Source organism: Cupriavidus sp. FW305-3-2-15-C-LB2 (assembly GCF_058787575.1).
The window spans coordinates 1-25,794 of record NZ_JBYSZW010000077.1; the positions used below are offsets into that span (position 1 = coordinate 1).

The 25,794-nt window shown below is 64.6% G+C and carries 27 protein-coding genes and 2 pseudogenes; 1 reads left to right on the plus strand and 28 read right to left on the minus strand.

Annotation, left to right across the window (positions count from 1 at the left end; genetic code table 11):
• Window positions 1-447: 447 nt before the first annotated feature.
• The 14 genes and pseudogenes from AC3WRR_RS33620 to AC3WRR_RS33685 all read right to left on the minus strand — a co-directional run bounded on the left by AC3WRR_RS33620 (window position 448) and on the right by AC3WRR_RS33685 (window position 12,776).
• Window positions 448-1,002 (minus strand): thioredoxin family protein, encoded by a 555-nt coding sequence (locus tag AC3WRR_RS33620; RefSeq protein WP_492299336.1) that lies wholly within the window; start codon window positions 1,000-1,002, stop codon window positions 448-450.
• Window positions 1,003-1,068: 66 nt separating this feature from the next.
• Window positions 1,069-1,217 (minus strand): annotated as a pseudogene (locus tag AC3WRR_RS33625) (OsmC family protein); the annotation flags it as partial.
• A gap of 191 nt (window positions 1,218-1,408) precedes the next feature.
• Window positions 1,409-2,383, minus strand: a complete 975-nt coding sequence (locus AC3WRR_RS33630) for an oxidoreductase (RefSeq protein WP_058698276.1) — start codon at window positions 2,381-2,383, stop codon at window positions 1,409-1,411.
• Window positions 2,384-2,454: 71 nt separating this feature from the next.
• Window positions 2,455-4,245 carry a cytochrome c biogenesis protein DipZ gene (locus AC3WRR_RS33635; RefSeq protein ID WP_492299360.1) on the minus strand — a complete coding sequence of 597 codons (1,791 nt, stop codon included), beginning with the start codon at window positions 4,243-4,245 and terminating at the stop codon, window positions 2,455-2,457.
• A 180-nt stretch (window positions 4,246-4,425) separates the two neighbouring features.
• On the minus strand, window positions 4,426-5,019 hold the full coding sequence (locus AC3WRR_RS33640; protein WP_492299362.1) for an AraC family transcriptional regulator: 594 nt from the start codon (window positions 5,017-5,019) through the stop codon (window positions 4,426-4,428).
• A 794-nt stretch (window positions 5,020-5,813) separates the two neighbouring features.
• Window positions 5,814-6,183 (minus strand): annotated as a pseudogene (locus AC3WRR_RS33645) (transposase); the annotation flags it as partial.
• Window positions 6,184-6,460: 277 nt separating this feature from the next.
• Window positions 6,461-6,745, minus strand: coding sequence for a DUF3303 domain-containing protein (locus AC3WRR_RS33650; protein WP_492299339.1), 285 nt, complete (start codon window positions 6,743-6,745; stop codon window positions 6,461-6,463).
• A gap of 193 nt (window positions 6,746-6,938) precedes the next feature.
• Window positions 6,939-7,286: an MTH938/NDUFAF3 family protein gene (locus AC3WRR_RS33655; RefSeq protein ID WP_058698273.1), complete on the minus strand. Its 348-nt coding sequence runs from the start codon at window positions 7,284-7,286 to the stop codon at window positions 6,939-6,941.
• A gap of 396 nt (window positions 7,287-7,682) precedes the next feature.
• Window positions 7,683-7,940 carry an XRE family transcriptional regulator gene (locus tag AC3WRR_RS33660; RefSeq protein ID WP_492299341.1) on the minus strand — a complete coding sequence of 86 codons (258 nt, stop codon included), beginning with the start codon at window positions 7,938-7,940 and terminating at the stop codon, window positions 7,683-7,685.
• Window positions 7,941-7,961: 21 nt separating this feature from the next.
• Window positions 7,962-8,945 carry a tripartite tricarboxylate transporter substrate binding protein gene (locus tag AC3WRR_RS33665; protein WP_058698271.1) on the minus strand — a complete coding sequence of 328 codons (984 nt, stop codon included), beginning with the start codon at window positions 8,943-8,945 and terminating at the stop codon, window positions 7,962-7,964.
• Window positions 8,946-8,978: 33 nt separating this feature from the next.
• The gene (locus AC3WRR_RS33670; RefSeq protein WP_492299343.1) at window positions 8,979-10,049 is read right to left on the minus strand and encodes a cyclase family protein; all 1,071 of its coding nucleotides are present in this window, start codon (window positions 10,047-10,049) and stop codon (window positions 8,979-8,981) included.
• 10 nt (window positions 10,050-10,059) lie between these two features.
• Window positions 10,060-10,992: an NAD(P)-dependent oxidoreductase gene (locus tag AC3WRR_RS33675; protein ID WP_492299345.1), complete on the minus strand. Its 933-nt coding sequence runs from the start codon at window positions 10,990-10,992 to the stop codon at window positions 10,060-10,062.
• On the minus strand, window positions 10,989-11,687 hold the full coding sequence (locus AC3WRR_RS33680) for an RraA family protein (RefSeq protein ID WP_492299347.1): 699 nt from the start codon (window positions 11,685-11,687) through the stop codon (window positions 10,989-10,991). Before AC3WRR_RS33680 ends, AC3WRR_RS33675 begins: the two co-directional genes overlap by 4 nt.
• A 117-nt stretch (window positions 11,688-11,804) precedes the next feature.
• Window positions 11,805-12,776 carry a Bug family tripartite tricarboxylate transporter substrate binding protein gene (locus tag AC3WRR_RS33685; RefSeq protein WP_492299348.1) on the minus strand — a complete coding sequence of 324 codons (972 nt, stop codon included), beginning with the start codon at window positions 12,774-12,776 and terminating at the stop codon, window positions 11,805-11,807.
• A gap of 92 nt (window positions 12,777-12,868) precedes the next feature.
• Between AC3WRR_RS33685 and AC3WRR_RS33690 the strand changes: the two genes are divergently transcribed.
• Window positions 12,869-13,630 carry an IclR family transcriptional regulator gene (locus AC3WRR_RS33690; RefSeq protein WP_058698267.1) on the plus strand — a complete coding sequence of 254 codons (762 nt, stop codon included), beginning with the start codon at window positions 12,869-12,871 and terminating at the stop codon, window positions 13,628-13,630.
• Window positions 13,631-13,849: 219 nt separating this feature from the next.
• Here AC3WRR_RS33690 and AC3WRR_RS33695 read toward each other — a convergent pair whose 3' ends face one another.
• The 14 genes from AC3WRR_RS33695 to AC3WRR_RS33760 all read right to left on the minus strand — a co-directional run.
• Window positions 13,850-14,140 carry a hypothetical protein gene (locus AC3WRR_RS33695; RefSeq protein ID WP_058698266.1) on the minus strand — a complete coding sequence of 97 codons (291 nt, stop codon included), beginning with the start codon at window positions 14,138-14,140 and terminating at the stop codon, window positions 13,850-13,852.
• A gap of 411 nt (window positions 14,141-14,551) precedes the next feature.
• Window positions 14,552-15,187, minus strand: a complete 636-nt coding sequence (gene cheZ / locus AC3WRR_RS33700) for a protein phosphatase CheZ (RefSeq protein WP_058698265.1) — start codon at window positions 15,185-15,187, stop codon at window positions 14,552-14,554.
• An 18-nt stretch (window positions 15,188-15,205) separates the two neighbouring features.
• Window positions 15,206-15,592: a chemotaxis response regulator CheY gene (cheY, locus tag AC3WRR_RS33705; protein ID WP_011616433.1), complete on the minus strand. Its 387-nt coding sequence runs from the start codon at window positions 15,590-15,592 to the stop codon at window positions 15,206-15,208.
• Between the two features lie 88 nt (window positions 15,593-15,680).
• The gene (locus tag AC3WRR_RS33710; protein WP_492299351.1) at window positions 15,681-16,763 is read right to left on the minus strand and encodes a protein-glutamate methylesterase/protein-glutamine glutaminase; all 1,083 of its coding nucleotides are present in this window, start codon (window positions 16,761-16,763) and stop codon (window positions 15,681-15,683) included.
• A 23-nt stretch (window positions 16,764-16,786) separates the two neighbouring features.
• Window positions 16,787-17,437, minus strand: coding sequence for a chemoreceptor glutamine deamidase CheD (cheD, locus tag AC3WRR_RS33715; RefSeq protein ID WP_492299353.1), 651 nt, complete (start codon window positions 17,435-17,437; stop codon window positions 16,787-16,789).
• Window positions 17,437-18,348: a CheR family methyltransferase gene (locus tag AC3WRR_RS33720; RefSeq protein WP_492299354.1), complete on the minus strand. Its 912-nt coding sequence runs from the start codon at window positions 18,346-18,348 to the stop codon at window positions 17,437-17,439. Before AC3WRR_RS33720 ends, cheD begins: the two co-directional genes overlap by 1 nt.
• A 30-nt stretch (window positions 18,349-18,378) precedes the next feature.
• The gene (locus AC3WRR_RS33725) at window positions 18,379-18,873 is read right to left on the minus strand and encodes a chemotaxis protein CheW (RefSeq protein ID WP_010812708.1); all 495 of its coding nucleotides are present in this window, start codon (window positions 18,871-18,873) and stop codon (window positions 18,379-18,381) included.
• Window positions 18,874-18,915: 42 nt separating this feature from the next.
• Complete coding sequence (cheA, locus tag AC3WRR_RS33730) at window positions 18,916-20,916, minus strand: chemotaxis protein CheA (RefSeq protein WP_492299356.1); 2,001 nt, start codon at window positions 20,914-20,916, stop codon at window positions 18,916-18,918.
• Between the two features lie 52 nt (window positions 20,917-20,968).
• Complete coding sequence (motB, locus tag AC3WRR_RS33735; protein ID WP_454751376.1) at window positions 20,969-21,934, minus strand: flagellar motor protein MotB; 966 nt, start codon at window positions 21,932-21,934, stop codon at window positions 20,969-20,971.
• A 27-nt stretch (window positions 21,935-21,961) separates the two neighbouring features.
• Window positions 21,962-22,825: a flagellar motor stator protein MotA gene (motA, locus tag AC3WRR_RS33740; protein ID WP_010812711.1), complete on the minus strand. Its 864-nt coding sequence runs from the start codon at window positions 22,823-22,825 to the stop codon at window positions 21,962-21,964.
• A 119-nt stretch (window positions 22,826-22,944) separates the two neighbouring features.
• The gene (gene flhC, locus AC3WRR_RS33745) at window positions 22,945-23,550 is read right to left on the minus strand and encodes a flagellar transcriptional regulator FlhC (protein WP_011616430.1); all 606 of its coding nucleotides are present in this window, start codon (window positions 23,548-23,550) and stop codon (window positions 22,945-22,947) included.
• A complete protein-coding gene (gene flhD / locus AC3WRR_RS33750; RefSeq protein ID WP_010812713.1) occupies window positions 23,547-23,864 on the minus strand; it encodes a flagellar transcriptional regulator FlhD in 318 nt (105 codons plus the stop codon). The genes flhC and flhD overlap by 4 nt, the downstream gene beginning before the upstream one ends.
• Before the next feature lie 485 nt (window positions 23,865-24,349).
• Window positions 24,350-25,084, minus strand: coding sequence for a DUF4088 domain-containing protein (locus AC3WRR_RS33755; protein WP_010812714.1), 735 nt, complete (start codon window positions 25,082-25,084; stop codon window positions 24,350-24,352).
• A 44-nt stretch (window positions 25,085-25,128) separates the two neighbouring features.
• Window positions 25,129-25,794, minus strand: a 666-nt coding sequence (locus tag AC3WRR_RS33760; RefSeq protein ID WP_492299358.1) for a methyl-accepting chemotaxis protein, incomplete at its 5' end; no start/stop codon positions are given.

Consider the following 25,794-nt stretch of genomic DNA (forward strand, 5'->3'; position numbering starts at 1 on the left):
GCTTGGGGCTTAACGGCGGGGGGTTGGGAGACTTTAGGGGGAATTTGGAGAAGCCGTCGACCGGCGAATGCCTTGAAGCAAGCCACCGCCCGTCGTGGACGCATCCCTCTAGCCAGCGCTGTGCTTGCCCATCAGGCATCGTCAGCGAACCTGACCGCTGCGCCTGAGCCAAGTTTCCCCGCAGCGGACGCACGGAAACTTCGCACAGGAAATGGACAGCTGGGAGTGCACCGTAACCGACATTAAGCAGACCTGCATGGATCTTATTGAGAGACTCAAACGACACATTGGTCGGCGTAACAGGGATGGCGACTTGGTTTCCTCGCAGATCACTTTATATCGGGGGCTGATGGCGTTCCGGAGAATCGTCTGCATGGGAAAAATGCGAGTGGACAGCCGGAACGCGACGTTGGGAACCCGTGAGCTGGGCTCCCCGATTTTCGCTCGTCAGGCAGGCTGCGACGGCTTGCGCTCCCCCAGGAGTTTCTGGATGACAGCTTCCGTCTCGGCGTAGCTGCCTTCGCCGAAGTGCTGGTAGACAATGCGGCCATCGGCGTCGATCAGGTACAGGGCGGGCCAGTACTCATTGCGGAATGCCGACCACGTGCCGTACCCGTTGTCCTGCGCCACCGGATAGCGGACGTCGAGGCGACTGAGTGCGGCCTCCACGTTGGCAGTCGACTTCTCGAAGGCGTATTCGGGCGTGTGTACGCCCACGACGACCAGGCCCTGGTCCTTGTACTTCTCATACCACTGCTTCACGTGGGGCAGCGTGTTGATGCAGTTCACGCAGGAGTAAGTCCAGAAATCCACCAGCACTACCTTGCCGCGCAAGGCCTGCATGGATAGGGGCGGCGAGTTCAGCCATTGGCTGATGCCAGTGAATTCGGGCGCCGCACTGCCGTTGGCCGGTGGTGCACTGAAAGCGCGAGCGCCATTCCCAATGAAGTAAACCGCGCCAATGGCAATGGCCACCAGGACGGCGCGTAGATACATGCGCATAGTTCGAGTACGTGAAAGGTTGGAAACGATGGCCTGCCAGACGATGCTGGCAGGGCACGATGTACGTCAGAGCAGATTCAACTCGACGTGGATGTTGTCGCGCGTCGCCTTCGAATACGGGCAGAGCTGGTGCGCTGCCTCCAATACCGCTTGCGCTACTCACGGTCCAGGCCTGGCAGGCTGACATTCAGACGGGCCTGCAGAAAGTACCCGTTTGCGCGTCCCGGCTACTTCGCACTTGTCTGGCGCCGGGCCCCGCATGCATTAAAGAAGGCTGATGTATCCCCCACGTAGCGCGAAACAGCCCCTTCTGTCCGGGCAGGTATTCCGGCTACCGCCAGATACAAAGGCATACAAAGATCCTGCGGCAGTGGCGGTAGGGGCAAGCTCCAGGCCGCCGGTTCCTTCAATCGATGCTTGCGCCTGTCAGCTGTTCGCTGAGCTGCCAAAGCCGTCCCGCGGCAACAGGGTCTGTCGCACGGGGGCGTACGCCGTGCAGTTCCGTCGAATCGTCGGAAGGGAGTGCACGGGCAATGTCGCAGTCGGCGCAATAAACGCCGCCCATGCCGTCGAGCCTGGGACTCGTTGCACACCATACCGACGTAGCCGCGCCTTGTTCCGGTGTCTTCTTGTTGTTCTGCGGATCAATGATCGGCCTCCCCTCCCTGTCGAAGACTTCGCTCGCATCGATCTGCGCTTGCGACATGTGTCGGATAAGGCCCGTCGCTATGCCACCCGGATGCACGGAGAATGCCCGGACACCTTGGTGCTTCCCGATCGAATCCAGGGCGACTGCAAACAGGGCATTCGCTGTCTTTGCCTGGCCGTAGGCCACCCACGGGTCATATTCACGCACCTGGAAGTGGGGATCATGGAAGTCAATCCCCGCACGCTGATGCCCATAGGAGCTCAGCGCGACCACACGTGCGCCGTTGGCGCGCCGCAACGCTGGCCAGAGCCGACACGTAAGTTGAAAGTGGCCGAGATGGTTGGCTGAGAACTGTGATTCGTAGCCACGCACATCACGCGACAGCGGCAGCGCCATCACGCCCGCGTTGTTGACGAGGATGTGAAGCGAATCAGTAGCTGCGAGGACGCGCTGAGCAAACCGGTCGATGGATGCCGGATCGACAAGGTCCATGTCGGACAGGATCACGTCGGGCATGTCGCCAAGCGCTTCCCGGGCCTTGGCGACGTCGCGCACTGGCACGAAGACCGTCGCTCCCGCGGAACGGAAGGCCCGGACGGTCTCCAGGCCGATTCCGGAATACCCGCCCGTGACGACCACGTGCTTGCCGGTAAGGTCGATGCCGCGGATGACGTCGGCGGCAGTGGAGGCCGGGCCGAATCCCGAGCCGATGGGTGCTTGCTGAGTGGACATAGTTGTTGCTCCTTCTGGAAGTTGCAGGAGATTCAGATCAGGAACCGCGCGGAGATGGCCGCGGATCTGCGTCAGCCGAATGTGAAGGCAAAGGCGTGGGCACCAGGGTCCAGAAAGCGGATTTCGAAAAGGTGTTCATCCACCTTTCCCGCCTGCCGCACCAACTGGTAGAGCCGCGTCTGCGTGACGGCACCGTTGCCGGCCCCATCGGTATCGGCGCCGTGGCTATCACCGGGGGCCTTGCCATCGATCTTCACCACGAAGCGCACTGCACGGCCATCGGCTGCCGGACCAAGCACAAGATTCAGATCGCGCGCGTGAAAGCGATAGACGATGCTGCCGTCAGCGCGGTCGAGCCTGGCGCGCTCGGCACCGACGGTCCATTGCCCCGACAGGCCCCATTGGTTCAGGCTCAGCTTGCCGACGCTGTACCGGCGCGGCGCGTCTTGGCGCATGCCGCCCGGCGAGGCAAAGTTGGAGGCCTGGTTGTAGCCGAGGTAGGTTTCGGCGGAGCGGATGTTGTCCAGGTCCGGTGCAGCCTGTGCGCCAGATGCATCGGGCGCGACCACGCCGCGCGCCACCGACGGATTGCCGGCTTCTGCCAGCAGAGACTGGATGACGCGTTCGGAATTGGCGTAATCGCCCTCGCCGAACTGGTGATGGCGGATGTTGCCGTGGGCATCGACAAAGTACGCGGCCGGCCAGTAACTGTTATGGAATGCGCCCCAGATGCGGTAATTGCTGTCGACGGCCACAGGGAAGCCGATGCGGAAATCGGCAATCGCACGGCGGACGTTCTCGGGCTTCTTCTCGAAGGCGAACTCGGGAGTGTGCACGCCAATCACCGTCAGGCCCTGGTCCTTGTACTTGTCGGCCCACGCGCGCAGGTACGGCAGGGTGCGGATGCAGTTGATGCAGGAGTAGGTCCAGAAATAGACCAGTGTGACCTTGCCCCGCAACTGCTCGCTCGACAAAGGCGGAGAATTGATCCATTGCACGGCACCATCGAGCGAGGGCAGGCGGCCCTCCACGGGCAGGCGGCCCGGAAGATCGACCGGGGCCACGTAGGCGGCCGGCAACGAGCTGGCATCGCGGTCGGCGACATTGGCGGCTTGCGGGGCGGACTGCTTCATGCCCAGCCCGTCGACCAGCAACTGCTCCAGCCGGACCGGCCCGGCCGCGGACCAGCGTGCCAGCAGGCTGGTGTCTGCGCCGAGCCCGATGACGGCCACGCTGCAGAGCACAATCGCACCCATGCCGCGGCGCAGCCATTCCCCGAAGCCCATGGAGCGCTTCATTGCCGCGAGCAAGCGGCCCCCGATACCGAGCGCAGCGGCAAGCGAGGTCGCGGCGCCCGCAGCATAGGCAAGCAGCGCCGACGCGCTCGATACGCTGGCGCCCTTGAGCGCCGCGCCGGTCAGGACAAGCCCGAGGATCGGGCCGGCGCACGGCGCCCACAGCAAGCCGGTTGCCACGCCGAGCAGCAGCGATCCCATTGGAAAAGGTTGCGTGGACGAGGCAGGCATGGAAGCGCGGCTGGCCGCCAGTCGGTTGCCTAGCGTCACCGCCGGCCGCGCGAGCAGATCCGCCAGCTTCGGCCAGAGCAGGGACAAACCGAAGACCGCCAGCAGTAGCAGCGCGGCGAGCCTCCCGAATTCATTGACGCGCACTGCCCAGGCGCCGCCGGCCGACACCAGTGTGGCAAATGCGGCAAAGGTCAGCACCATGCCGGCGAGCATCGGCAGCTTGCCGCGCAGGAACGGCTGGTCGGTGCGGCTGAGCACGAAAGGCAGGACGGGCAGGATGCACGGGCTCAGGATAGTCAGCGCACCGCCCAGATAGGCGAGTATCAGCAGGCTCACGGTCGGTCTCCTCCGCAAGGGGTGGGCTTGCGTCAATGAAAGACCATAAGCGTTTCTGGCGTATATCGCCAAAGGCGGGTTATGTATCGAACTGTAGGAAAGCCGCCACCAGATGCGTTCCGATACACTCAGATACGCCACACCAATCTCGTGCCACATCCCTTGCGGCGCATTGTGGCCTTACAACGCCCCCCAGCGTTGACTGGACTCTTCACACAGCCGCTTGATATCGCGGACTGGTGGTGCCCCGAAGAAGCGGCTGTACTCGCGAGAGAACTGAGACTGGCTCTCGTAGCCAACGCGATGTCCAGCAATGCCCGCATCGACCTTCTCTGTCAGCATGATGCGGCGCGCCTCGTGCAGCCGAAGTTGCGCCTGGAACTGAAGGGGGCTCATTGCCGTAGCGGCTTTGAAGTGCGCGTGCAGCGACGACACACTCATGTGCACCTCGCGCGCCAGGTCTTCAATAGCCAATGGTTCGCTGTAATGCGCCTGCAGCCAGTTGATGGCGCGCGCAATGCGCAAGCTATGGCTATCAGACGTCACCATCTGCGCGAGTCTCCAACCTTCCGGGAGCGTAAGCAGGCGGTAAAAGATTTCACGCCGGTACAGTGGCCCCAGCCACGCAATGTCCTGTGGCGTGTGCAGCAGGTTGACCAGGCGCAGGACCCCGTCCAGCAAGGCCGCGGAAAGCTCTCCGGTAAACATGCCCCGCTGGGGCTTCCGGCTGGGCGGTCCTTCCAATGGGCTCATCTGCAGCAGCGTCGCGGCAATGTCCTGTAGCTAGGCCCAAGGGTGCGCCAGAGACGGTGAACGCTGGCAGGGACACCTGCGGCAAGCCTGGCGTGACGCAATGCAAAGAAGGCTCAAGTCTGCCTGTCGTTTCGCGTTCAACTCAGCGACATTCGCCGCGCGCATCGGAGCGGGGCCCGCGACCGTCGGCATGACTGGGATCCGTCCGCCCTCCAGCAGCGATTCAAACCGCTCCCGCAAGCTCTGTCGCACCTTGCAGGCAACACGGTACTCTTCCTTTGTCATGCGGCCTGCTGCCACTAATTGCTCGCGGACGCCTGGCCCGAGCACCGGCTGGACCTCGTGCAATCATGAACCAAGTTCGCTCCAGACCTCATGAGACTGCAGGGTCCGGAAGGCACGCCATAGGTGTCGAGATCGGCGGATCGACAGATTCGTTCTGGCTCACCCAACGATGATGCTAGGCCGTGCAACGACGAATCGACTTCGCTCTGCGCGAGGCCAGACAGGCTGACCAGGATGCGCGCCCGCGACACCAGATCAGATTGCATCTTCTCGCGCAAACGTCTGCCGTTCCTGGTCATTCGCACGCGCGCCGCCGCTCCTTTTCCGGGTCGCGGTTGCGCACTTGGCCGGGGCATCGGTGAACGTGGCGGGCGAGCGTCCGCTATTTGGCCGCCGCAGCCGCTCGGTCTGGCGCTATCGAATGACTGAGACGGGTCGGCAACGGCCTGTCGGAGGTCTAGTTCCAGTCCCGCACGACCATAAGGTTGTACTTTGTGGTGTGCGCGTCCATGGGCTGCACCTTCCCGTTACCGGCCGGACACGGCAGGCACGGCGGGTATTGCATTGATCAAGTCTTCGAAGACAACCGAATCGTAACGATTGACACCGGTCACAACCAGCGCCAAGGGCACACTGCGCCGGTCTACAACGAGATGGCGTTTGCTGCCGGTTTGCCCCGGTCCGTGGGGTTCGGGCCAGTCTGCTGGCCCCGCCCCGGGCGGCCTGCCACCGCTGCGCCATAGATGGGTCATGCTCACGCAAGCGGGTCAGCAGGGCCCGATGCAGGCGCCCCCAGACGCCGCCGGCCTGCCAGTCACGTAGACGACGCCAACATGTCATGCCGTTGCCAAAGCCGAGTTCCTGTGGCAAGTCATCCCACGGGATGTCGGCCTGCAATATCAAGGAAGAGCGAGACGGGTCGGCGATCGTTCGTAGTACGAGCGCCACATCCTGGTTTCCAGCGTGCCGGTCGCGATCGGATCGAAGCGGCTCAGGTCACGGTGCCATGGCCAGAAGAGATCGGGCTGCGGCATAGCCGATCAGTAACAAAGGCGCGACCAGGATTATCCGTCTCGAACGTCCTGGCCGGTCAGTCGGATAGCGCCCCAGGCCGCGAAGGGATGCGTGCCAGGTTGTGTGCATGTTGAGTCGCGTTGCTACGCAACTAGCGCCTGGTCTATTTCTTGGCTACGCGCCCGAAGACGGCGGCCAGCTCGGCATCTTCCAGGACCGGCATGATCTCCAGCTCCATCAGATCGCTCCACTGATAGGCGAACTCAGTGAGCTTGGCCGCATCATCGGTTTCGAGCAGATCGAAGCCCGACCCGAGATCGGCGCTGGTCCATCTGCCAAGCAACTGGACGCCCTCCGGCGGTACCCCGCCGGTTCGCAGAAAGCGCTCGATCGCTTCAGCGCGCTGCTCCGTATCCGGAGCCCAATGGAAGGTCATCATGAATTTCATGGCGGCATCTCCTGATGGTGGTGTCTCACCTCCTCCTACTCTATATACGTTCCGGCGCGCCATGCGGATGCGATCGAGCGCGCGCGCGTCTCCGCGCGTGGTGAAATGGGGGGTGTGACCTGTCGGGACGCCCGGAACGGACGCCGCCCGACGCCGCCCGACGCCTGTCACGCGACGCGGACGGCTGGCGGCGCTAGCAGGTGAGGTGCAGGATCGCGTTGGCGCCTTTGGGGTTCGCCTCGAGCGTCTCGATGGCGTCGGCTGTCGGCTGGATGACCAGTTCGACATGGCGCCGTTTTGCCTCGCGCTTCACCTCGTCCATCACCGGCAACGCGCCGGTTCCGGTGCCGACCACGAGCTTGCTGCAGTTCCAGGGGATGTCTTCCTGGATCGACAGCGGCGTGTGGCCGAACGCTTCGCGGAATGGCTTGGAGGGGCCCTTCCTGCGTTTGCGGACCTTGCCGTGTTCGATGACTACGTCGTGGTCGTATGTGACGCCGTCGATACTGATGGTGCCGAAGGAGAATGATTCAAACCGCATTTGGGGCTCCTCTGCAATTTGGATGCACGGTGGCTGGTCTTTGCGTGCACCCGCTCTGGTCGGCAGAAGTGCTGGCGAGGTGCTGCGGTCAGGTGGCGCGTTGCGCGGGGTGCTGCAGGCTGACCTTCAGTTCCTCGCGTTCGGTGAAGGTCGGCTTGACCTGCCAGCCGATTAGTTAGTCGTGCCAGCTCTCCCACGCGTTCCGTCGAACTCGAAGTCCTCATCCAGGCGCCCACCGTCGCGCAAATAACGCACAGAGACTGCCGCTGTCGTAGTCGGAGCCAGGTTCCATCGTCAGTGACGGCTGACGGCCAGTTCCGGCCATTGGAATGGGGCCCGCGACCGACTGAAATAGGTCCGCAAGCCGCCTCGGATCGAGATTTCTGGGTTAAGGCCTTACATAGGCGAGGAGCTCAGACGATCCAACCAGCTACGCAGCTCGGCAGGGCGAAAGTCCAGGAGCTTGCCACACAGGGCCAGTGCGATATCGTATGGCGGCACACCAAGAATGTCGGCGGCGTCCTGCAACACGATGCCGCCTGATCGGATGTGCCAGGCAATCTCCTTGACAATCTCCGCCTTGATGGCCATTTCGGATAGATCCATGAAATCAAGCTGCGCATAAGTGCCGCTCGTATTGCCGATAGACATCATGGGCCTTGGTGCTGAGTATCGTTATTCGGCCCGGATGCTGCCTTGCTTGATGACCTTGGCCCATTTCGCGGTCTCGCCCTCGACGAACTTGCGGAAGTCCTCGGGCCGCGAGCCGGCCGGTTCGGCGCCGATGGCGGCGAGCCGCTTAGAAACCTCTGGAGAGTTGAGCACTTCGCGCGTCAGCGCGCTGAGCCGGTCGACAATCGCCTGTGGCGTACCGGCCGGGGCAAAGAGCCCGTTCCATTCGTAGACCTGATAGCCCGGCAAGCCGGATTCGGCAATCGTGGGCGTGTCCGGCAACGCGGCAGACCGCTTCGTTCCCGTCGTGGCCAGCACCTTGAGCTTCTTGCCCGCGACTAACGGGTATGACGCCGCCATATTGCTGAACATCATGTCGACCTGGCCACCCATCAGGTCGCTTAGCGCCGGCGCGCCGCCCTTATAGGGAACGTGCAGCAGATTCAGTCCCGACTGCTGCCGGAACAACTCCGCTGCCAGGTGCTGTGCCGTGCCCGGTCCCGCTGAAGCATAGGTCAGCTTGCCCGGCTTCGCCTTAGCGGCATTAACAATGGCCTTCGGTGACTCGAATGGAGAATTGGGCGGCACCACTAGCAGGTTCGGCACCAGCACCACCAGCGAGATGGGGGCGAAGTCCTTAACGGTGTCGTATGGCAAGCGCGCCTGCAAGCTTGGATTGACCGAATGCGCGGTGGCATCGAGCAGCAGCGTGTAACCATCGGGCGCGGCCTTTGCCACCGCGCCCGCGCCAATCACGCCGCTTGCACCGGGACGGTTATCGACCACGATGGTCTGGCCCAGCTTGGCGCCAAGCGGCGCGGCAAGAGTGCGCGCAACCGTGTCGGCGGCACCGCCCGCGGGATAGGGCACAACCAGCCGGATGGGCCGGTCCGGATAGGCTGCGGGTGCGGCGTGGGAGGCGTTCGGCGAAATGCCGAGGCCAAGCAATGCGAGCGAAAGCAGCCGGGCAGTGATGGGCTTGAACATGTCTCTACTCCAGATTCTTATGTGATGAAAAAATCAAACGGTAGCGATGGGAGTTGCCGGGGATCCGACCGCGCCGGGCAAGCGCAGCGGCGGTGCGGTCAACAGGAAGCGGCTGCGCCGATGTGCCCGCAGCCACCGCGCCAACGGCGTCAGGTGCCACAGTTCGCCCAGATGAATGCCATTCTTGAACAGGCAATGCTCGTGCAGCGGCAGCCGGGGCCCACGGATCGGCGATGGCGTCAACGGCTTGGGCACGACAAGCTCTACGGCCGGGTTGTCTGCCAGCAGGCAGGCGAGCCGCACGTCGGTGATCCAGTTGAGCAGCTTCTTGTCGTGGCCGTCCAGCCCGGTCCCGGTTTCATGCAGCACGCGCAGGTCTGGCATCTTGTTCATCGACAGCAGCGTGTCCGCAAAGCCGGTATGCAGGCACACCATGTCGCCCGGTTCGACCGCTATCTTGTCGGCCTCGAGTATGCGCATCAGCGCGTCATAACCGACGGCGTTGCGCTTGCGGCCGATGTGGTGCTCGAGGTCGATCATGACGCCTCGCCCTTGCGCCCCATGCTCGGCCAGCACCGAAATGCTCAGCGCGCGAGCTTCGGGATTCTCGTAGCGCGCCCACGGTTCAGTGGCCTGCGTCTCAGTGCCCGCGATGACATCCTCGCCGCCCCGGTAGCCGTTATAGAACACCGGCTCTTCCTTGCCATCGCCATCCGCGTCGAAATGGCTGCCGACATGCGCAAGACTGTCCCATTGCGTCGAGTACTGCAGACTCATCAACACCACGTCGTCGTTGACGACATCGGTCAGGTCGGGGTCTTCCGACTGATATGACCAGCAGAAGCCTTGCTGCCCGGCGCTCTTGCCGTCGCGCAGCACGGCAAAGCGGCGCGGTGGCTGACGGCGAACGTTCATCGTTTGCCCGCCCGGATAGTCGAGCGGCAGCGACAGGCAGAACGTGACGCCCTCGCGAACTTCCGCCACACCCTGCAACACCTTAGCGCGGTCGACCAGGTTCATCCGGCCGCGTTGATCATCCGGGCCGAATTCGCCCCAATGACTGCCTTCGGGCTGCCGCTTCCAGCGAAGTTGAGTTGACGCCATGCCCCGCTCCTTAGTGTTGCCCGCCGAGCACCGCCAGCGCGTTCGTCGCGGCCGCTACGCCCATGTTGACGTAGGCGTCGCTGGTCACGCCGCCGATATGGGGGCTCAGCACGAACTTCTGATGACGGAAGAACGGATGATCCGGAGCAGGAGGCTCCTGTGCCAGCGAATCCAGGCCGGCTGCTGCAACCTTGCCGCTCTCCACCGCCGCAAGCAGTGCCGCCTCGTCGATCAGGCCGCCACGCGCGGTATTGACCACGATGACACCGTCCTTGCAAGCCGACAATGCCTCTGCACCCAGCAAGCCCTTGTTGTCGGCGGTAAGCGGGCAATGGAACGACACGACATCGGACTCGCGCCAGATCGTATCCAGGCCGACCGCACGGATATCGCCAGGTACCTCTGTAGCGAAGGGGTCGTAACCCAGCACGTTCATATCCATGGCGGTTGCCATGCGGGCAAAGCGACGGCCGATCGCACCCAGGCCGATGAGGCCCAGCGTCCGCCCCTTCAATTCAAGGCTCTGGTGCGTCGCCTTGTCCCAATGCCCCGTGCGCGTTCGCTGGTCCAGGTACACCACGGATTTCGCACAGGCAAGCAACAGCGCCATGGCATGCTCCGCCACTGCCGCAGCATTGGCACCGGCGGCCGCCACCACCTTCACGCCACGCGCCTGCGCGGCTTGCTGGTCGATGTTGTCGATGCCGCTGCCGTGCTTGGACAACACGCGGATGGACGGCGCCGCGTCGAGCGCCATGGCACCCACCTTGCTGGTGCGCACGATGATCGCCACAGGCGCATGGCGGCGACACAGGTCGGCCGTTTCCTCTTCGCTGGCGGCCTTGCCGGCATAGATCAGTTCGTAATCGGATAGCAAGGCGACGGCTTGCGGGGCGAGATTTGCCGCAGTCACCACAATGACAGGCTTGCTGGCGGCGCTCACAGTGCCTCTCCCGCCTTCAGCACGCCCGCTGCGCGCAGCGCGTCATCCAGCCAGGCCGGACGCAAAGCCTTGCCCGATTTGATTCCGTCGATGCGCTTGCGCTCGCCGGCTACTTTCTCGGCCGCGGCGGCGATCAGCGAAGCCGTCTTATCGCGTTCGATGACCACGACCCCGTCGGCGTCCCCGATCACCAGGTCGCCCGGGCATACGCTGACGCCACCGCATTGGATCGGGTGGTTGACCCGGCCCGGCACGAACTTGGTCGGGCCATTGGGGTTGGTGCCAACGGAATACATCGGGAAGCCCGCATCCCGGATTTCATCGGCGTCCCGCGACGCGGCATCGAGCACGACGGCGGTCACGCCCAGCGCGATGCACTGCTGGACCATGATGATGCCCATCAGCGCGCTGTTCTGGTCGCCTTTGCCATCGACCACGATGACGTCGCCCGGGCGGGCCAGCGCCATGGCCGCATGGATCATCAGGTTGTCACCCGGTCGCACTTCCACCGTCAGCGCCGTGCCACAGAAGCGGCTGGTGGGACTGAGCGGCGCAATGCGGCCGTGCATGCCGCCGCGGCGTCCGGCCACGTCAGCAAAAATGGATGAAGCGAACTCCGAAGCCTGCCGGACGATCTCGGCCGGTACTCGTTCAAAATCACGGATGACATCAGGGAGGGTCGGTTGCGCGGACATGGTTGCTCCTGAAAAAGTGCAAATGCATCCCACCGCCCGCCTGGTTACCCACGGCGGGAGGTTCTGCAGTGATGCGAAATGGTTGGGAAGTGCTTGGTGACGGAAGCGCGTCGGCGCTCAGTCGATGGTGGCGCCGGAGTCCTTGACCACCACGCGCCAGCGGGCCAGGTCTTTCTGCATCAACGATGCGAATTCCGTGCTGCTGCCGCCGAGGACACGACCGCCTTCGGCTTCGATCTTGTTTTTGACGTCAGGCGTCTTCAGGGCGCGGTTCAGTTCGGCATTGAGCTTTTCCAGGATCGGCGCAGGCGTGCCGGCGGGCGCGAGCAGGCCGAACCAGGTATCGGCTTCAAACTGCTTCACACCGGCCTCCGTGACGGTAGGCGTCGACGGAAGCTGGGCGGAGCGGTGGGTCGAGGTCACCGCCAGGCCGCGCAGCTTGCCGTTCTTGATCTGCCCCATGACGGTCGGCACGGAACCAATATAGATGGCAACCTGCCCGCTCAGCACGTCAGTCAGCGCCTGCGACGCGCCCTTGTAAGGGATATGCTGCAGCTTTACGCCGGCCTGCTTTTGCAACAGTTCCATGGCGAGATGAGCCACGGTGCCGTTGCCTGGCGTGCCAAAGGTGACGGTGCCCGGTTTTGCCTTGGCTGCTGCCAGCACTTCGCCGAGGTTGCGGTATGGGGAGTTGTCCGCCACCACGAGCGCCAGTGGCGCGGAGGCGATCAGCCCGATCGGAGCCAGGTCCTTGCCCGGGTCGTACGGGAGTTTCTTGTACAGCGAGGGATTGATGGCCAGGTTACTGGTCTGGCCGAACACCAGCGTATAACCGTCTGGCGCCGCCTTCGCAGCGGCTTCAATACCCAGATTGCCCCCGGCGCCGGGCTTGTTTTCGATGACTACCGTCCACTTAAGGTCGCGGCTCATCTGATTGCCGATGGCGCGCGAGAAAGCATCCGGCGCTCCGCCCGGCGGGAACGGCACAATCAGGCGAATAGGCTTGGTGGGATAGGTCTCGGCCACTGCGGACAGCGGCAGTAGGCCGAAAATGGCGCAGGCGGCCAGAAGGCGGGTAGTCCGTTTCAAGGTTGTCTCCGTGGTTAGCCTTGTTCTATGCGCTAACTATAGGGAGTCGTTGCGAGGTGTACAATCACGTTGTCTACTACGGAACGCATGCCATGGACCGGAACACTTCGCCCGCTTTGGAAGATGCCAAAGAGAGTGCTGATAAGGACACAATCATCGCAGTAACGCGGGCATTACAGATCCTGGAAGCGTTTTCGGCCGACGACACCGCGCTCACGCTCGCTGAACTCAGTCGTCGCGTCGGCATGGGCAAATCAACCGTCTTGCGCACCGCGAGGACGCTCGCTCAGTCCGAATATCTGGTGCAAAGGGACGATGGCCAATGGCGACTCGGCGCTGCGGCGGGATGGCTCGGCGCACGCTATCAGGCCGCCTTTCGCGTTAGCGAAACGGTCGAACCCGTGTTGCGACGCATCTCGTACGAGACTCGGGAGAGTGCCGCGTTTTACGTCAGGGAGGGCGACACGCGGGCCTGCCTGGTGCGTGTGGAAGGGCCCGGCGCGGTGCGACACCACGTGCGCGCAGGTGAAAGGCTGCCGTTGATTGGCGCCCCCGGCCGTGTTTTGCGGGCCTTTGCCGGTGAAATGGGCGAGCCCTACGAAACGATCCGCAAAGACGGCTATTTCATCTCTATGGGGGAACGCGAGCCAGAAGTTTCCAGCATTGCAGTTCCCGTGTTTGGCATTAACTGGACGCTAGCAGGCTCGCTTTGCATCTCTGGCCCGATCAGCCGCCTGACCCGCGACAAGCTGAGCGAATACACCGAACTGATGCTGGCTGCGGGCCGCGAAATGTCGTATCTGATCTCCGGCTCCCGCGGGCAGACCGCGAAGCCATCCACTTGGCATCCTTGAGACAGTTGTTCGGGAAAACTTCACTGATTTGCACAGTCGAGTGGGACTCGTCTTCATTGAAACCCATGTCGGCCATCGGCTGCAAAGCTGCCACTGGAACTACCTGCCTCAGTGGCAGAGACGGGTCGTTCTGCGACCCTCAGTCCCAAGAGTAAAGACGCCCATGCTCCCATGGATCGGGCGGCAGCCGATGGCACGGCTGCACACCCCGCCCCAACGTCACCCAGCCTGCAACGCCTGCCCCTGCAGCACAGCCAACTCACTCAACACCTGCGTCTCATGCGCCAGCGTGGCCGCGAGGGAAAGCAAGCTCTCCCAGATCCCCTGCTCCAAATCCACCGGTTCCAAACTCGCAGCCCCATGCTCGCTAGCCATAAGCAACAGCCCATGAAGCTGCGCCGCCCGTTGCACAGCAAGACTCAACGGATTCTCCCCCGGACTATGGGCGGTCACGAGCATGTCGACACCATTGTGTTCCGCAGTAATACCGTGATGACTATGGCTATACATGGTGCACCTCCGCATACGCGGCTCGCGCGCGCTGCTGCATTGTGCAGGTACTGGAGATTGCCAATCGCCCAGAATGGGCAAGTAAGAACTGAAGCATGGGAATGCCCCCTTATCCATACAGGTTCAGTCCCGCTCCCCGGGTGCTGATAGGGGTGGGCGGGCCCAAGGCAGGGTTAGCAGACCGGGGATTAGGAGCCGGCGAGCCCGGAGGCTCCCCTGCCAGGGCCCGCCCATTGAAGGGGCATGCTCAGGCACGGCGAACGTAAGGATACCGCCTGACGGCGATCGTTCGGCCCTAATCCATTCGGGCTGCTAAACCCGGTCGCCACGACGCGGCGACGAGCCCAGTATGAAGAGAGGCTTCAAGCACGAGTATGGGCGAACTCTTAAAAAGCGAGCCCAACCGAAACCTCAGAACCCCAAACTAGCCAACAAATCATCCACCTGCGCCTGGTCCGACACCACATCCGGCTTCCCTTCCGGATTCACCTGCGGCCCATTCATCAGCGTCGACGGCGCCTGCACTTCCACCCGCCGCTCGGACGGCACATTGTCGATCAGCACCTGCAGCAACTCCTGCTCCAGCGCGCGGATCATGTCCATCATCTTCTTGATGACCTGGCCGGTCAGGTCCTGGAAGTCCTGCGCCATCATGATGTCGAGCAGATGGCTGTTGGTGGCGCGGGCCTGGGCCGGCACCTCGGACAGGAAGGCGCGGGTGTCGAGCACCAGCGAGCGGGCGTCGGCCAGCTCCACCGGCTTCTCGAACCAAGCCTCCCAGCGCTTGTCCAGGGTTTCGGCCTGCTGTTCGATATCGGACTGGATCGGCTGCGCCAGTTCGACCGCGTTCAGCGTGCGCTCGGCGGCCTGCTCGGTCATTGCGGCGATGTAGTTGAGCCGGTCGCGCGCATCGGGGATGGCCTGCGCGGCGCGCTCGATCTCCTTGTCCAGGCCGAGCTCGCGCATATTGTCGCGCAGCATCCGCGTCAGGTTGCCGATGCGGATGATCAGTTGCTCGGCGGAATCATTGCTCAGGGTCGGGGTCATGACAAACGCGCCTCCGCCTCAGCCGCCGAGTTTCTCGAAGATCTTGGTGATCTTCTCGTCCAGCGTGGCGGCCGTGAACGGCTTGACCACGTAGCCGTTGGCGCCGGCCTGGGCCGCGGCGATGATGTTTTCCTTCTTGGCCTCGGCGGTCACCATCAGCACCGGGATCTTGCCGATATTGGCGTCGGCGCGGATCGCCTGCAGCATGGTCAGCCCATCCATATTGGGCATGTTCCAGTCCGAGATCACGAACTGGAAGCTGCCATCCTTGGCCTTCTCCAGGCCGGCGGCGCCGTCCTCGGCTTCCTCGACGTTGACGAAACCCAGCTCCTTGAGCAGGTTGCGGATGATCCGGCGCATGGTCGGGAAATCATCCACGACCAGGATCTTGATGCTCTTGTCCACTTTGAGGGCTCCAGTAAATACAGTGTTGGCTTGTTGCCAGGACGAGCGCCGCGCGCCGGCATGCGCGCCCCGCTCGGCCCGATTTGGTTTACACCCGCTGCGCGCGCGTGCCGTATGTGGCCAGGCGTGCCATCACGCGCTGGGTCATCGCCGGCAAGGGCACGACTTCATGCACGCCGCCGGTGGCGATCGCCTCCTTCGGCATGCCAAACACAATGCATGTGTGCTCGTCCTGGGCCAGGTTATAGGCACCGGCCTCGCGCATGCGCAGCATGCCGCGCGCGCCGTCGCGGCCCATGCCGGTCAGGATCACGCCGATCACGTTCTTGCCGCCATGCTGCGCGGCCGAATCGAACAGCACGTCGACCGACGGGCGGTGGCGATTCACCGGCGCTTCCTGCGACAGGTGCGCGACATAGTTGGCGCCGCTGCGCGCGAGCAGCAGGTGCGAATCGCCCGGCGCGATATACGCATGGCCGGGCAGCACGCGCTCGCCGTGCACGGCTTCCTTGACGGTGATGCGGCACAGGCCATCCAGCCGCTGCGCGAACGAGCGCGTGAAGCCGGCCGGCATATGCTGCACGATCATGACCGCCGGGCTGTCGGGCGGCAGCGGCATCAGGAATTCCTTGATGGCCTCGGTGCCGCCGGTGGAGGCGCCCACGATGATCAGCTTCTCGGTCGACAGCAGCGGGCTGCGCAGCATCGGCACGGGCTCGGTGCCGGCCGCTGTCGGCGCGGCCGGCTGCGCGGCCGCGCGCACGCGCGCGCGCGACGCGGCGCGCAGCTTGTCGGCAATGGTGGCGGTGTATTCCAGCAGCCCGTCGCGGATGCCCAGCTTGGGCTTGGTGACAAAGTCCACCGCGCCAAGCTCCAGCGCGCGCATGGTGATCTCGGAACCGCGCTCGGTCAGCGACGACACCATCAGCACCGGCATCGGCCGCAGCCGCATCAGGCGTTCCAGGAAGTCCAGGCCGTCCATGCGCGGCATTTCGACGTCCAGCGTCAGCACATCCGGGTTCAGGCGCTTGATCAGGTCGCGCGCCACCAGCGGGTCGGGCGCGGTGCCCACCACCTCCATGTCGGGCTGGCTGTTGATGATCTCCGTCATCAGGCTGCGGATCAGCGCGGAATCGTCCACGCAGAGCACCTTGATCTTGGCGGCTGTCATGATTGATCGTGCTTGTATTGGTTTCAGGCAAGCTGGCGCGAGAAAGATTGCCGCGCAAACAATTCAGGCGATTGCGCCGGCGCCCGCGCCGAGGTGGCAATGGCGCGGGCCAGTGCGCGCTCGTCGCGCGCCACCGAAACCTGGTCGTCCTGCCGCGTCAGGCGGCGCACCAGCGCCAGCCCGCCGACCGGGAAGTAGCTGACCCGGCGCGCATGCGGGCCGCGCAGGTCCTGCGCCGCAACGCGGATCTCCTCGGTCTTCAGGTAGCGCAGCACGAAATCCGCATTGCGGTCGCCGATATTCAGCGTGGTCATATTGGCCAGCACCGCGCCGCCGCCGAAGACCTTGGCCTCCAGCCGCTCGCGGCGCGCGCCCATCTTGAGCAGTTCGTTGATCAGCACTTCCAGCGCATAGCTGCCGTAGCGCATCGACGCCGACAGCATGCGGTCGGCGCTGCCGTCGTCATCGGGCAGCATGAAGTGGTTCATGCCGCCCACGCCGGCGCTCTCGTCGCGGATGCAGGCCGCCACGCACGAGCCCAGCACGGTGGTCAGCACCACGTCCTCGCGGGTCACGTAGTACTCGTTGGGCAACAGCTTGATGGCCTGCTTGCCGAACTCGCGGTCGAAATACGTGCGCGTGGCAAGCGCTTCGGGCAGATGGGGCGTGCGCATCACGGCCTTCCCGCCCTGGCCGCATCCGGCGCCAGTTCATAGACGGTCTGCCCGCGCAGCTGGAAGGCGCGCGTGACATAGGAAAAGTTCTCCGAGTGGCCGGCAAAGAGCAGCCCGTGCGGCTTGAGCAGCGGCACGAAGCGCTCCAGGATGCGTCCCTGGGTCGGCTTGTCGAAGTAGATCATCACGTTGCGGCAGAAGATGGCGTCGAACTGCGCGCGCATGCCCCAGTCGGGCGCGAGCAGGTTCAGCGGCTCGAACGCGATGGTGGCGGCCAGCTCCGGCTTGACCTTGACCGAGCCGGTGCGCGGCCCGGTGCCCTTCAGGAAGAAGCGCTTGAGCCGTTCCGGCGACAGCCGCGCGACCTGCTCCGCGGAATACACGCCGCCGCGGGCCTTGGCCAGCACCTGGGTGTCGATGTCAGTGGCCAGCACAGTGCCGGCGCGGTCGCCCAGCGCCTCCGCCAGCGTGATGGCGATCGAGTACGGCTCTTCGCCGGTGGACGCGGCCGAGCACCAGACGCTGTAGGGGCGGCCGGTCTTTTTGGCGTGCTCGGCCAGCAGCGGGAAGTGATGGGCCTCGCGGAAGAACGAGGTCAGGTTGGTGGTCAGCGCATTGGTGAAGAACTCCCACTCCGAAGAGCGGTCGTCAGCGTCCAGCAGCGCCAGGTACGAGGCGAAGTCCGACAGCTGCAGCGTGCGCAGCCGGCGCACCAGCCGGCTGTAGACCATCTCGCGCTTGTGGCTGCCCAGCGAGATGCCCGCGCGCCGGTGGATCAGTGCGCGGATTTTCTCGAAATCGCGTTCGGTCAGCAGGAAGTCGCGCGCGTCGTCGCGCCGCAGGATGGCGCCCGGCGCAAGGACCGACCCGGTCTGGCCGGGAACGCTGGCGGCGGTGCGGAACGGCGTCATGGGATTTGCTTCAGTGGTGCGTGCGCAGGGTCAGGCCAGCTCGGCCTCGACCAGCGCCATCTCGGCGCTGGTCATCAGGCGTTCGATGTCGATCAGCACCAGCATGCGGCCGTCGATGGTGCCCAGCCCGGTCAGGTGCTCGGTCGAGATCGACACGCCGAACTCCGGCGCGGGCTTGATCGCATCGCCGGTCAGCGTCAGCACATCGGACACGCCATCGACCACGATGCCGACCACGCGGCCGGCCACGTTCAGGATGATGACCACGGTCTGGTGGTCGTAGCGCACGTTGCCCAGGCGGAACTTCAGGCGCAGGTCGACGATCGGCACGATCACGCCGCGCAGGTTGGTCACGCCCTTGATGAAGTCCGGCGCGCTGGAGATGCGGGTCACGGTCTCGTAGCTGCGGATCTCCTGCACCTTGAGGATGTCGATGCCGTATTCCTCCGACCCCAGCGTGAAGACCAGGAACTCCTGGCCCGAAGCGTCGCTTCCGGGGGTATCGATGTGTCCGATGCCGGCCATGATGTCTAGTTCTCCTGTGTTTGGACGATGGGTGTTGGCCGCTTATTGCGCCAGCGCCGGTTCCTGCCGGCGCACGCCGGTGCGCTGCAGCGCGCCGACATCGACGATCAGCGCCACGCTGCCGTCGCCAAGGATGGTCGCCGCCGAGATGCACGGCACCTTGCGGTAGTTGGTTTCCAGGTTCTTCAGCACCACCTGGTGCTGGCCGATCAGCTGGTCCACCAGCAGCGCGAAGCGCTTGCCTTCAGCCTGCAGGATCACGGCGATGCCCTGCGTGGGCTCCTGCAGCGCGTCGGCCACGTTGAAGACGCGGTGCATTTCCAGCAGCGGCAGGTATTCGCCGCGCACGTGCATGACGCGATCGGAGTTGGCGGCGGTGTGGACATCCTCGGCCTTGGGCTGCAGCGACTCCATCACGCAGTTCAGCGGCAGGATGAAGGTCTCTTCGCCCACCTTGACCGACATGCCGTCCAGGATCGCCAGCGTCAGCGGCAGCACGATGCGGATGGTGGTGCCCAGGCCCGGGCGCGAGCTGATCTGGACGTGGCCGCCCATCTCCTGGATATTGCGCTTGACCACGTCCATGCCAACGCCGCGGCCCGACACGTCGGTGACGACCTCGGCGGTGGAGAAACCCGGCGCGAAGATCAGCTGCCAGACTTCCTCGTCGGTGATGTTCTCCGACACCGGCAGGCCGTTCTGGATGGCCTTGGCCAGGATGCGTTCGCGGTTCAGGCCGCCGCCGTCGTCGCTGACTTCAATGACGATATTGCCGCCATGGTGCTGCGCGGACAGGATCAGCTGGCCGGTCGCGTCCTTGCCGGCGGCCACGCGCTTGTCAGGGGTTTCGATGCCGTGGTCCAGGCTGTTGCGCACCAGGTGCGTGAGCGGATCGATGATGCGTTCGATCAGGCTCTTGTCCAGTTCGGTGGCCTTGCCGAAGGTGACCAGGTCGATCTGCTTGCCGAGCTTGCTGGCCAGGTCGCGCACCAGCCGCGGGAAGCGCGAGAACACATAGTCCATCGGCATCATGCGGATCGACATCACCGCTTCCTGCAGGTCGCGCGCATTGCGCTCGAGCTGGCCCATGCCGGAGAACAGGCGGTCGAACAGCACCGGGTCCAGCGCCGAGGCGGTCTGCGCCAGCATCGACTGCGTGATCACCAGCTCGCCCACCAGGTTGATGATCTGGTCGACCTTTTCGGTCGGCACGCGGATCGAGCCTTCGCCGTGCGCGGCGCCCGCCTGCGGCTTGGCCTTCTCGCGCGCGGTGGCGGGCGCCGCCGCTGCGGGGGCGGGGGCCGTGGCGACCGGGACGGGCGCCGGGACAGGGGCCTCGACCACCGCGGGGGCAGCAGCAGGGGCTTCGGCTTCGATCACGATCTGGTCCAGGTCGATCACGAAGCAGCACACCGCGATGATGTCGTCGGCACTGCACTGGGTGTTGAGCCACACCACCAGTTCGCCATTCACCTCTTGCTGGCCGGTGATCTCGCCCAGGTTGGCCAGTTCCTCGCGCAGCAGCGCCTGGTCGGAGGCGGAAACCCGGATCAGGCGGATCTTGAGCCCGCCGCCCGCAGGAGCAGCAGCGGGGGGCGTTGCGGCAACAGGTACGGGCGCCGGGGCAGCTGCGCCGGCATGGCCGGCGGCTTCCTGCGCCAGCTGTTGCAGCACGGCGCAGATGCGCGCCAGCGTTTCCGGATCGGGTTCGGTGCCGTTGCGGTAGGCGTTGAGCTGGTCTTGCAACACGTCCTTGGTTTCCAGAAAGGTGTCGATGATGGTCCTGGTCAACGCCAGTTCCTGCCGGCGCGTGCGGTCCAGCAGGTTCTCGAAAATATGGGTGGTCTCGGTCAGCGCCGCGAAGCCGAAGGTGGCAGCCCCGCCCTTGATGGAATGCGCCGCCCGGAAGATCGCGTTCAGATGCTCGGGATCGGGCGACTCAATGTCCAGGCCGAGCAGCAGCTGCTCCATTTCGACGAGCAGTTCTTCCGCTTCCTCGAAGAAGGTCTGGTAAAACTGTGTGATATCGATATCGACAGACATGGCGTCCTGAGTCACTTGGTTACTGCACTGGCGCTGCCGCAACGGCCGCGCGTCATGGTTTGCTGCCCGTGGGCGCAGCCGCGGGCGCTGAGGCCGCTGCCAGCCCTGCCTGCATCTCCTGCGCGGCCTTGCCGGCCTGCGCCGCCACCGTGACCTCGGCAGCGCTGGCGTTCTCGGCCTCGAAGCGCGCCTGGGCCTTGTGGTTGAGCACCACGATGCTGATGCGCCGGTTCACCGGCGCCAGCAGGTCTTCCTTGTCCAGCGGCATGGTCGCGGCCAGGCCCAGCACGCGCAGCACCTTGCCCTCCTGCATGCCGCCGGCGATCAGCTCGCGGCGCGAAGCGTTGGCGCGGTCGCCCGACAGCTCCCAGTTGCTGTAGGTGCGCTCGCCGTTGGAATAGTTGGCCGCATCGGTATGGCCCGACAGGCTGACCTTGTTGGGCAGCTCGTTCAGCACCGGCCCGATCTCGCGCAGGATGGTGCGCATATAGGTCTCGACCGTGGCGCTGCCGGTGCGGAACATCGGCCGGTTCTGCGTATCCAGGATCTGGATGCGCAGCCCCTCGCTGGTGATGTCCAGCAGCAGCTGCGGGCGGAACTGGCGCAGCACCGGGTTGTTCTCGATGATCTGCTCGAGCCGCTGCTTGAGCGCGCGCAGGCGCTGCGCTTCCTGCTGCTCGTTGCGCCGCTGCTCGTCGCTGGGTTCGTTGGTGCGCGCGCGCATGGTGTCGCCGTCCTTGCGCAGCGCAGCCTGGCCGCCGCCCGGGATCACGCTCGGGGTCTGGCTGCTCTTCTCGCCGCCGACGATGGCCACCTTGAGCGGCATGCGGAAGTACTCGGCAATGCCTTCCAGCGTCTTCTTGTTGGCGCTGGACAGCAGCCACAGCACCAGAAACAGCGCCATCATCGCCGTCATGAAGTCGGCGTAGGCGATCTTCCAGCTGTGGTTGCCGTGCGGCCTGGCGTGCGACTTTGCCCGGCGGACGATGATCGGACGCATATCGTGTGCGCTGCTCATGACGGTGCCCCTTGCTGCTTGCGCGCCTTAATTCAGGCTCTTGACTTCACGCACGTGGTCGTCGAGCTCAAGGAACGACGGCCGCACCGTGGAATACAGCACCTTGCGGCCGAATTCCACCGCCACCAGCGGCGCGTAACCGTTGAGCGAGGCCAGCAGCACCACCTTGATGCATTCGTAGACCTTGACGTTCTCGGATACCTGCAGCTCGATGCGCGCGGCCAGCGGCGAGACAAAGCCATAGGCCAGCAGGATGCCGAGGAAGGTGCCGACCATGGCGTGCGCGATCAGCGCACCCAGCTCGGCCGGCGGCAGGTCGGCCGAACCCAGCGCGTGCACCACGCCCATCACCGCGGCAACGATGCCGAAGGCGGGCAGCGCGTCGCCGACGCGCGACAGCGCATGGGCGGGGATCTCGGCCTCGTGGCGGAAGGTCTCGATCTCGTGGTCCATCAGGGCCTCGATCTCGAAGGCGTTCATGTTGCCGTTGACCATCATGCGCAGGTAGTCGGTGAGGAATTCCATCACCACCGGATCCGACAGGATGCGCGGGTACTGGCTGAAGACGCTGCTGGCGGCGGGGTCCGCGATTTCCTTTTCCAGGAACAGGATGCCTTCGCGCCGTGCCTTGGACAGCAGCACGTACAGCAGCGACATGACGTCCAGGTACAGCTCTTTCTTGTACTTGGAACTCTTGAACAGGCCCGGCAGGGCCTTGATGGTGGCCTTGATGGCCTTTGCTGTATTGGTGGCGATGAAGGCGCCGAAGGCGGCGCCCCCGATGATCACAAATTCCGCCGGTTGATATAGCGCGCCCATGTGGCCGCCGGTCATGGCGTAACCGCCAAGCACCGCCACAACCACGACGACATAGCCAAGAACTACTAGCACGATCGGATCCCCGTCTAAATACGCGCGTCAGTCACGCACAATTGCCCGGGCACGGGCGAACGGAGAGTGGTCCGTCCGCCAGCGCTGCAAGCTTGCCAGCCGGCGGACCTTGACCAGGATCAGGCGTTGGTCTGCACGGCGGCGGCGTCTTTCGAGAGCTTCTTCACTTTCCCTGCGCGTGACGGCGGACGGCACAGGCTGCACACAAAATTCGCGTGCGGCTCATACGCGTGCGTGACAAACTGCCCGCCGCAACACGTGCACCGGGACAGCTGCAGCATGTTGCTCTCGAAGAACCGTACTAACGTCCAGGCACGCGTGAAACTTAAGACAATTTCGCCGCCGAGCAGCGAAACATGCTCAAGGTACAGGCGGTAGGCAGCCACCACCGCGCGAATGCCCACGGTCTCGCCCTCCTGCACCATGAACTGGTAGGCAGAGAAGAACAGCGACGAGTGGATATTCGGCAGCCAGGTGGTGAACCAGTCCGTCGAGAAGGGAAGCATGCCCTTGGGGGGCGAGACGCCGCGCAGCTCCTTGTACAGGCGGATGAGCCGGTCACGCGACAGCGTGGTCTCGGCTTCAAGCACCTGCAGGCGCGCACCCAGGCCGATCAGCTCGATCGCAAGCTGGGTCTGGTTCGCATCCTGGAGCACGCTCTTGCGGCTGGGAACGGAGGTGGCCGTGTAACTCCGGGTCGGCTCGGCCTGCAGGAGCGCGGTCAATTGAGCGACTCCACAGGCTGGCGTGCAAGCAGGATCGCGGCGTGGATCTGCTGCATGTCATGACTCTTGGCCGTGTGGGTGAGAGTGGACAGAAGCGCATGGTCGTCGAAGCGGAACCTGCACAGCACCATGTTGGATGCCGCCAGCTTGACGAGTTGCGCGGAAGTCAGCTTGGCAAGAATATCCGCAATTTCCTTGCTGACCCCGAGCCGGAACATGGCTTCGACCTGGTTTTCGCGCACCAGGCGTTGCGCGAGCAGCAGATAGGCGAGGTTAACCTCCCTGATCTCCTGGAGAACTTCACTGCTTTCCAATTTATCCCCGCTACCAAAAACCCACCGTGGCCGCTTGTCCGGCGCTTACCGATGCCCTTGCGGGCCCGGCGACCAGATCGTTTGTATGCGGCTGGGCGGGTACAACGTACGACTAAGGAACTACGCCCGTGTCAAACTGTAATCAACTCCGTTACAAGTGTTACAGAGTGTAAGTGAGACTGTTACGTTTATATCGGCAATCGACCCGCAATGCCAATCCCTACTTACGCGGGGGGGAACCAAATGTCGCATGGAACATACATGGGCGCGCACATTTTGTAACAGTTCACATCCCTGACACTTGATCTGGCGCAAACCAGTTCTGCAAGCGTCATTTCTGCAAACGCGCGACCAGCGCCTTCGGTAGCCTGCTGGATTCCTCTATTGACGAGTGCCGCATGTGGCGTTCAGCACGCAGACACTGTCCGTCATCCCTGTACGAAATTCATGGCCGGAGGCAGCGGGGCCGGATTCCGACCGCGCCCTCAGTGCCCGAACATGCGCCGCAGCCATGCCGCCAACCGGTCGAACACATCGTCGGGCGCTTCGCGGAACAGCGCCGGGCGCATGCGCTCCACCTGCTCCAGCACGCGCGAGGCTTCTTCCGGCCGCACCGAGCCGTACTCCAGGGCGAGGCCCAGCATGCCGCGCAGCTCGCCCACACGTGCGCGGCCAGCGGCTTCGCTGTCTTCGGTCTGCAGCGCGTACATCAGGTCATAGGCGCGCTGGCGCAGGCTTTCGGCCAGGCGCCATGCGGGCGTGCGCATGCGCTCTTCCAGCACCCGCACGTCTTCCGCGGAAGCCGCCACCTGCGTGGCGAGCGCCTCGGTGAAGGCAGCATCGGCGCCGCATTCCGACAGCACCTGCGCCGCCCATTCGCGCGCATGCGCCAGGCGCTGGTCCGGCGTCCACTCCGGCTGCACCGCCAGCCCGAAGCCAAAGCGCTGGGCATCGCGCATCAGCGCCGCCAGCGCATTGGGCAACTGCTTGTCGAACACGCGGCGGGCCCAGCCGTATTCACCGCCGGACAGCAGCCGCGAGACCGCGCGCTCGGTGAGCGGGCCGTCATGCTGCAGCAGCCGCGCGCGCAGGAATTCCTGGAAATCGGGCGGCAGGAACTCGCGGTCCAGGCCGCTCGAGACCCCGACGAACTGCTCGAATTCCTTGCGCAGACGGGCCGCATCGTCATGCGGCAGAGCCAGGTTGATCTCGGTCGTCATAGCCTTGCCATCCGGGACGCCGCGCGGCCCGTTGCCAGTGGGGATCAGAACGCGCTCCAGTCGCCGTTGTCGGCGGCTGCCAGCGCGGGCCGCGAGGCTCTGCCTGCGACCAGCCGCGCCGGCTGCGTGGCGACGGCATCTGCCGCCTCGGCTGCGGCCTTCGTGCTGGCGGGCAGGGCCTTGGCGACCCGCTTGCCGGCAGCGATGGCGCGCACCGCGCCGGCGGCACGAGACACCTTGGCCGGCACTGCCGTCGCCGCAGGCAGCGAGTGGGCCACGAACGAATCCGCGCGGGCATCCTCGGCCGCCAGGCGGAACGTCGCCACGGCCCCCTGCAGCCGGCTGGCCTGCTCTTCCAGCGCGCCTGCGGCGGCGGCGGCTTCTTCCACCAGCGCCGCGTTCTGCTGCGTGCCCTCGTCCATCTGTGCCACGGCCTGGTTGACCTGCTCGATGCCCGCGCTCTGCTCGGCCGACGCCGCGCTGATCTCGCCCATGATGTCGGTCACGCGCTTGACCGCCTGCACGATCTCTTCCATGGTCTTGCCCGCCTGGCCCACCAGCGCCGAGCCGTTGTCCACGCGCTCCACCGTATCGCCGATCAGCCCCTTGATCTCCTTGGCCGCGTTGGCGCTGCGCTGCGCCAGGCTGCGCACCTCGCCCGCCACCACCGCGAAGCCGCGGCCCTGCTCGCCGGCGCGCGCCGCTTCCAC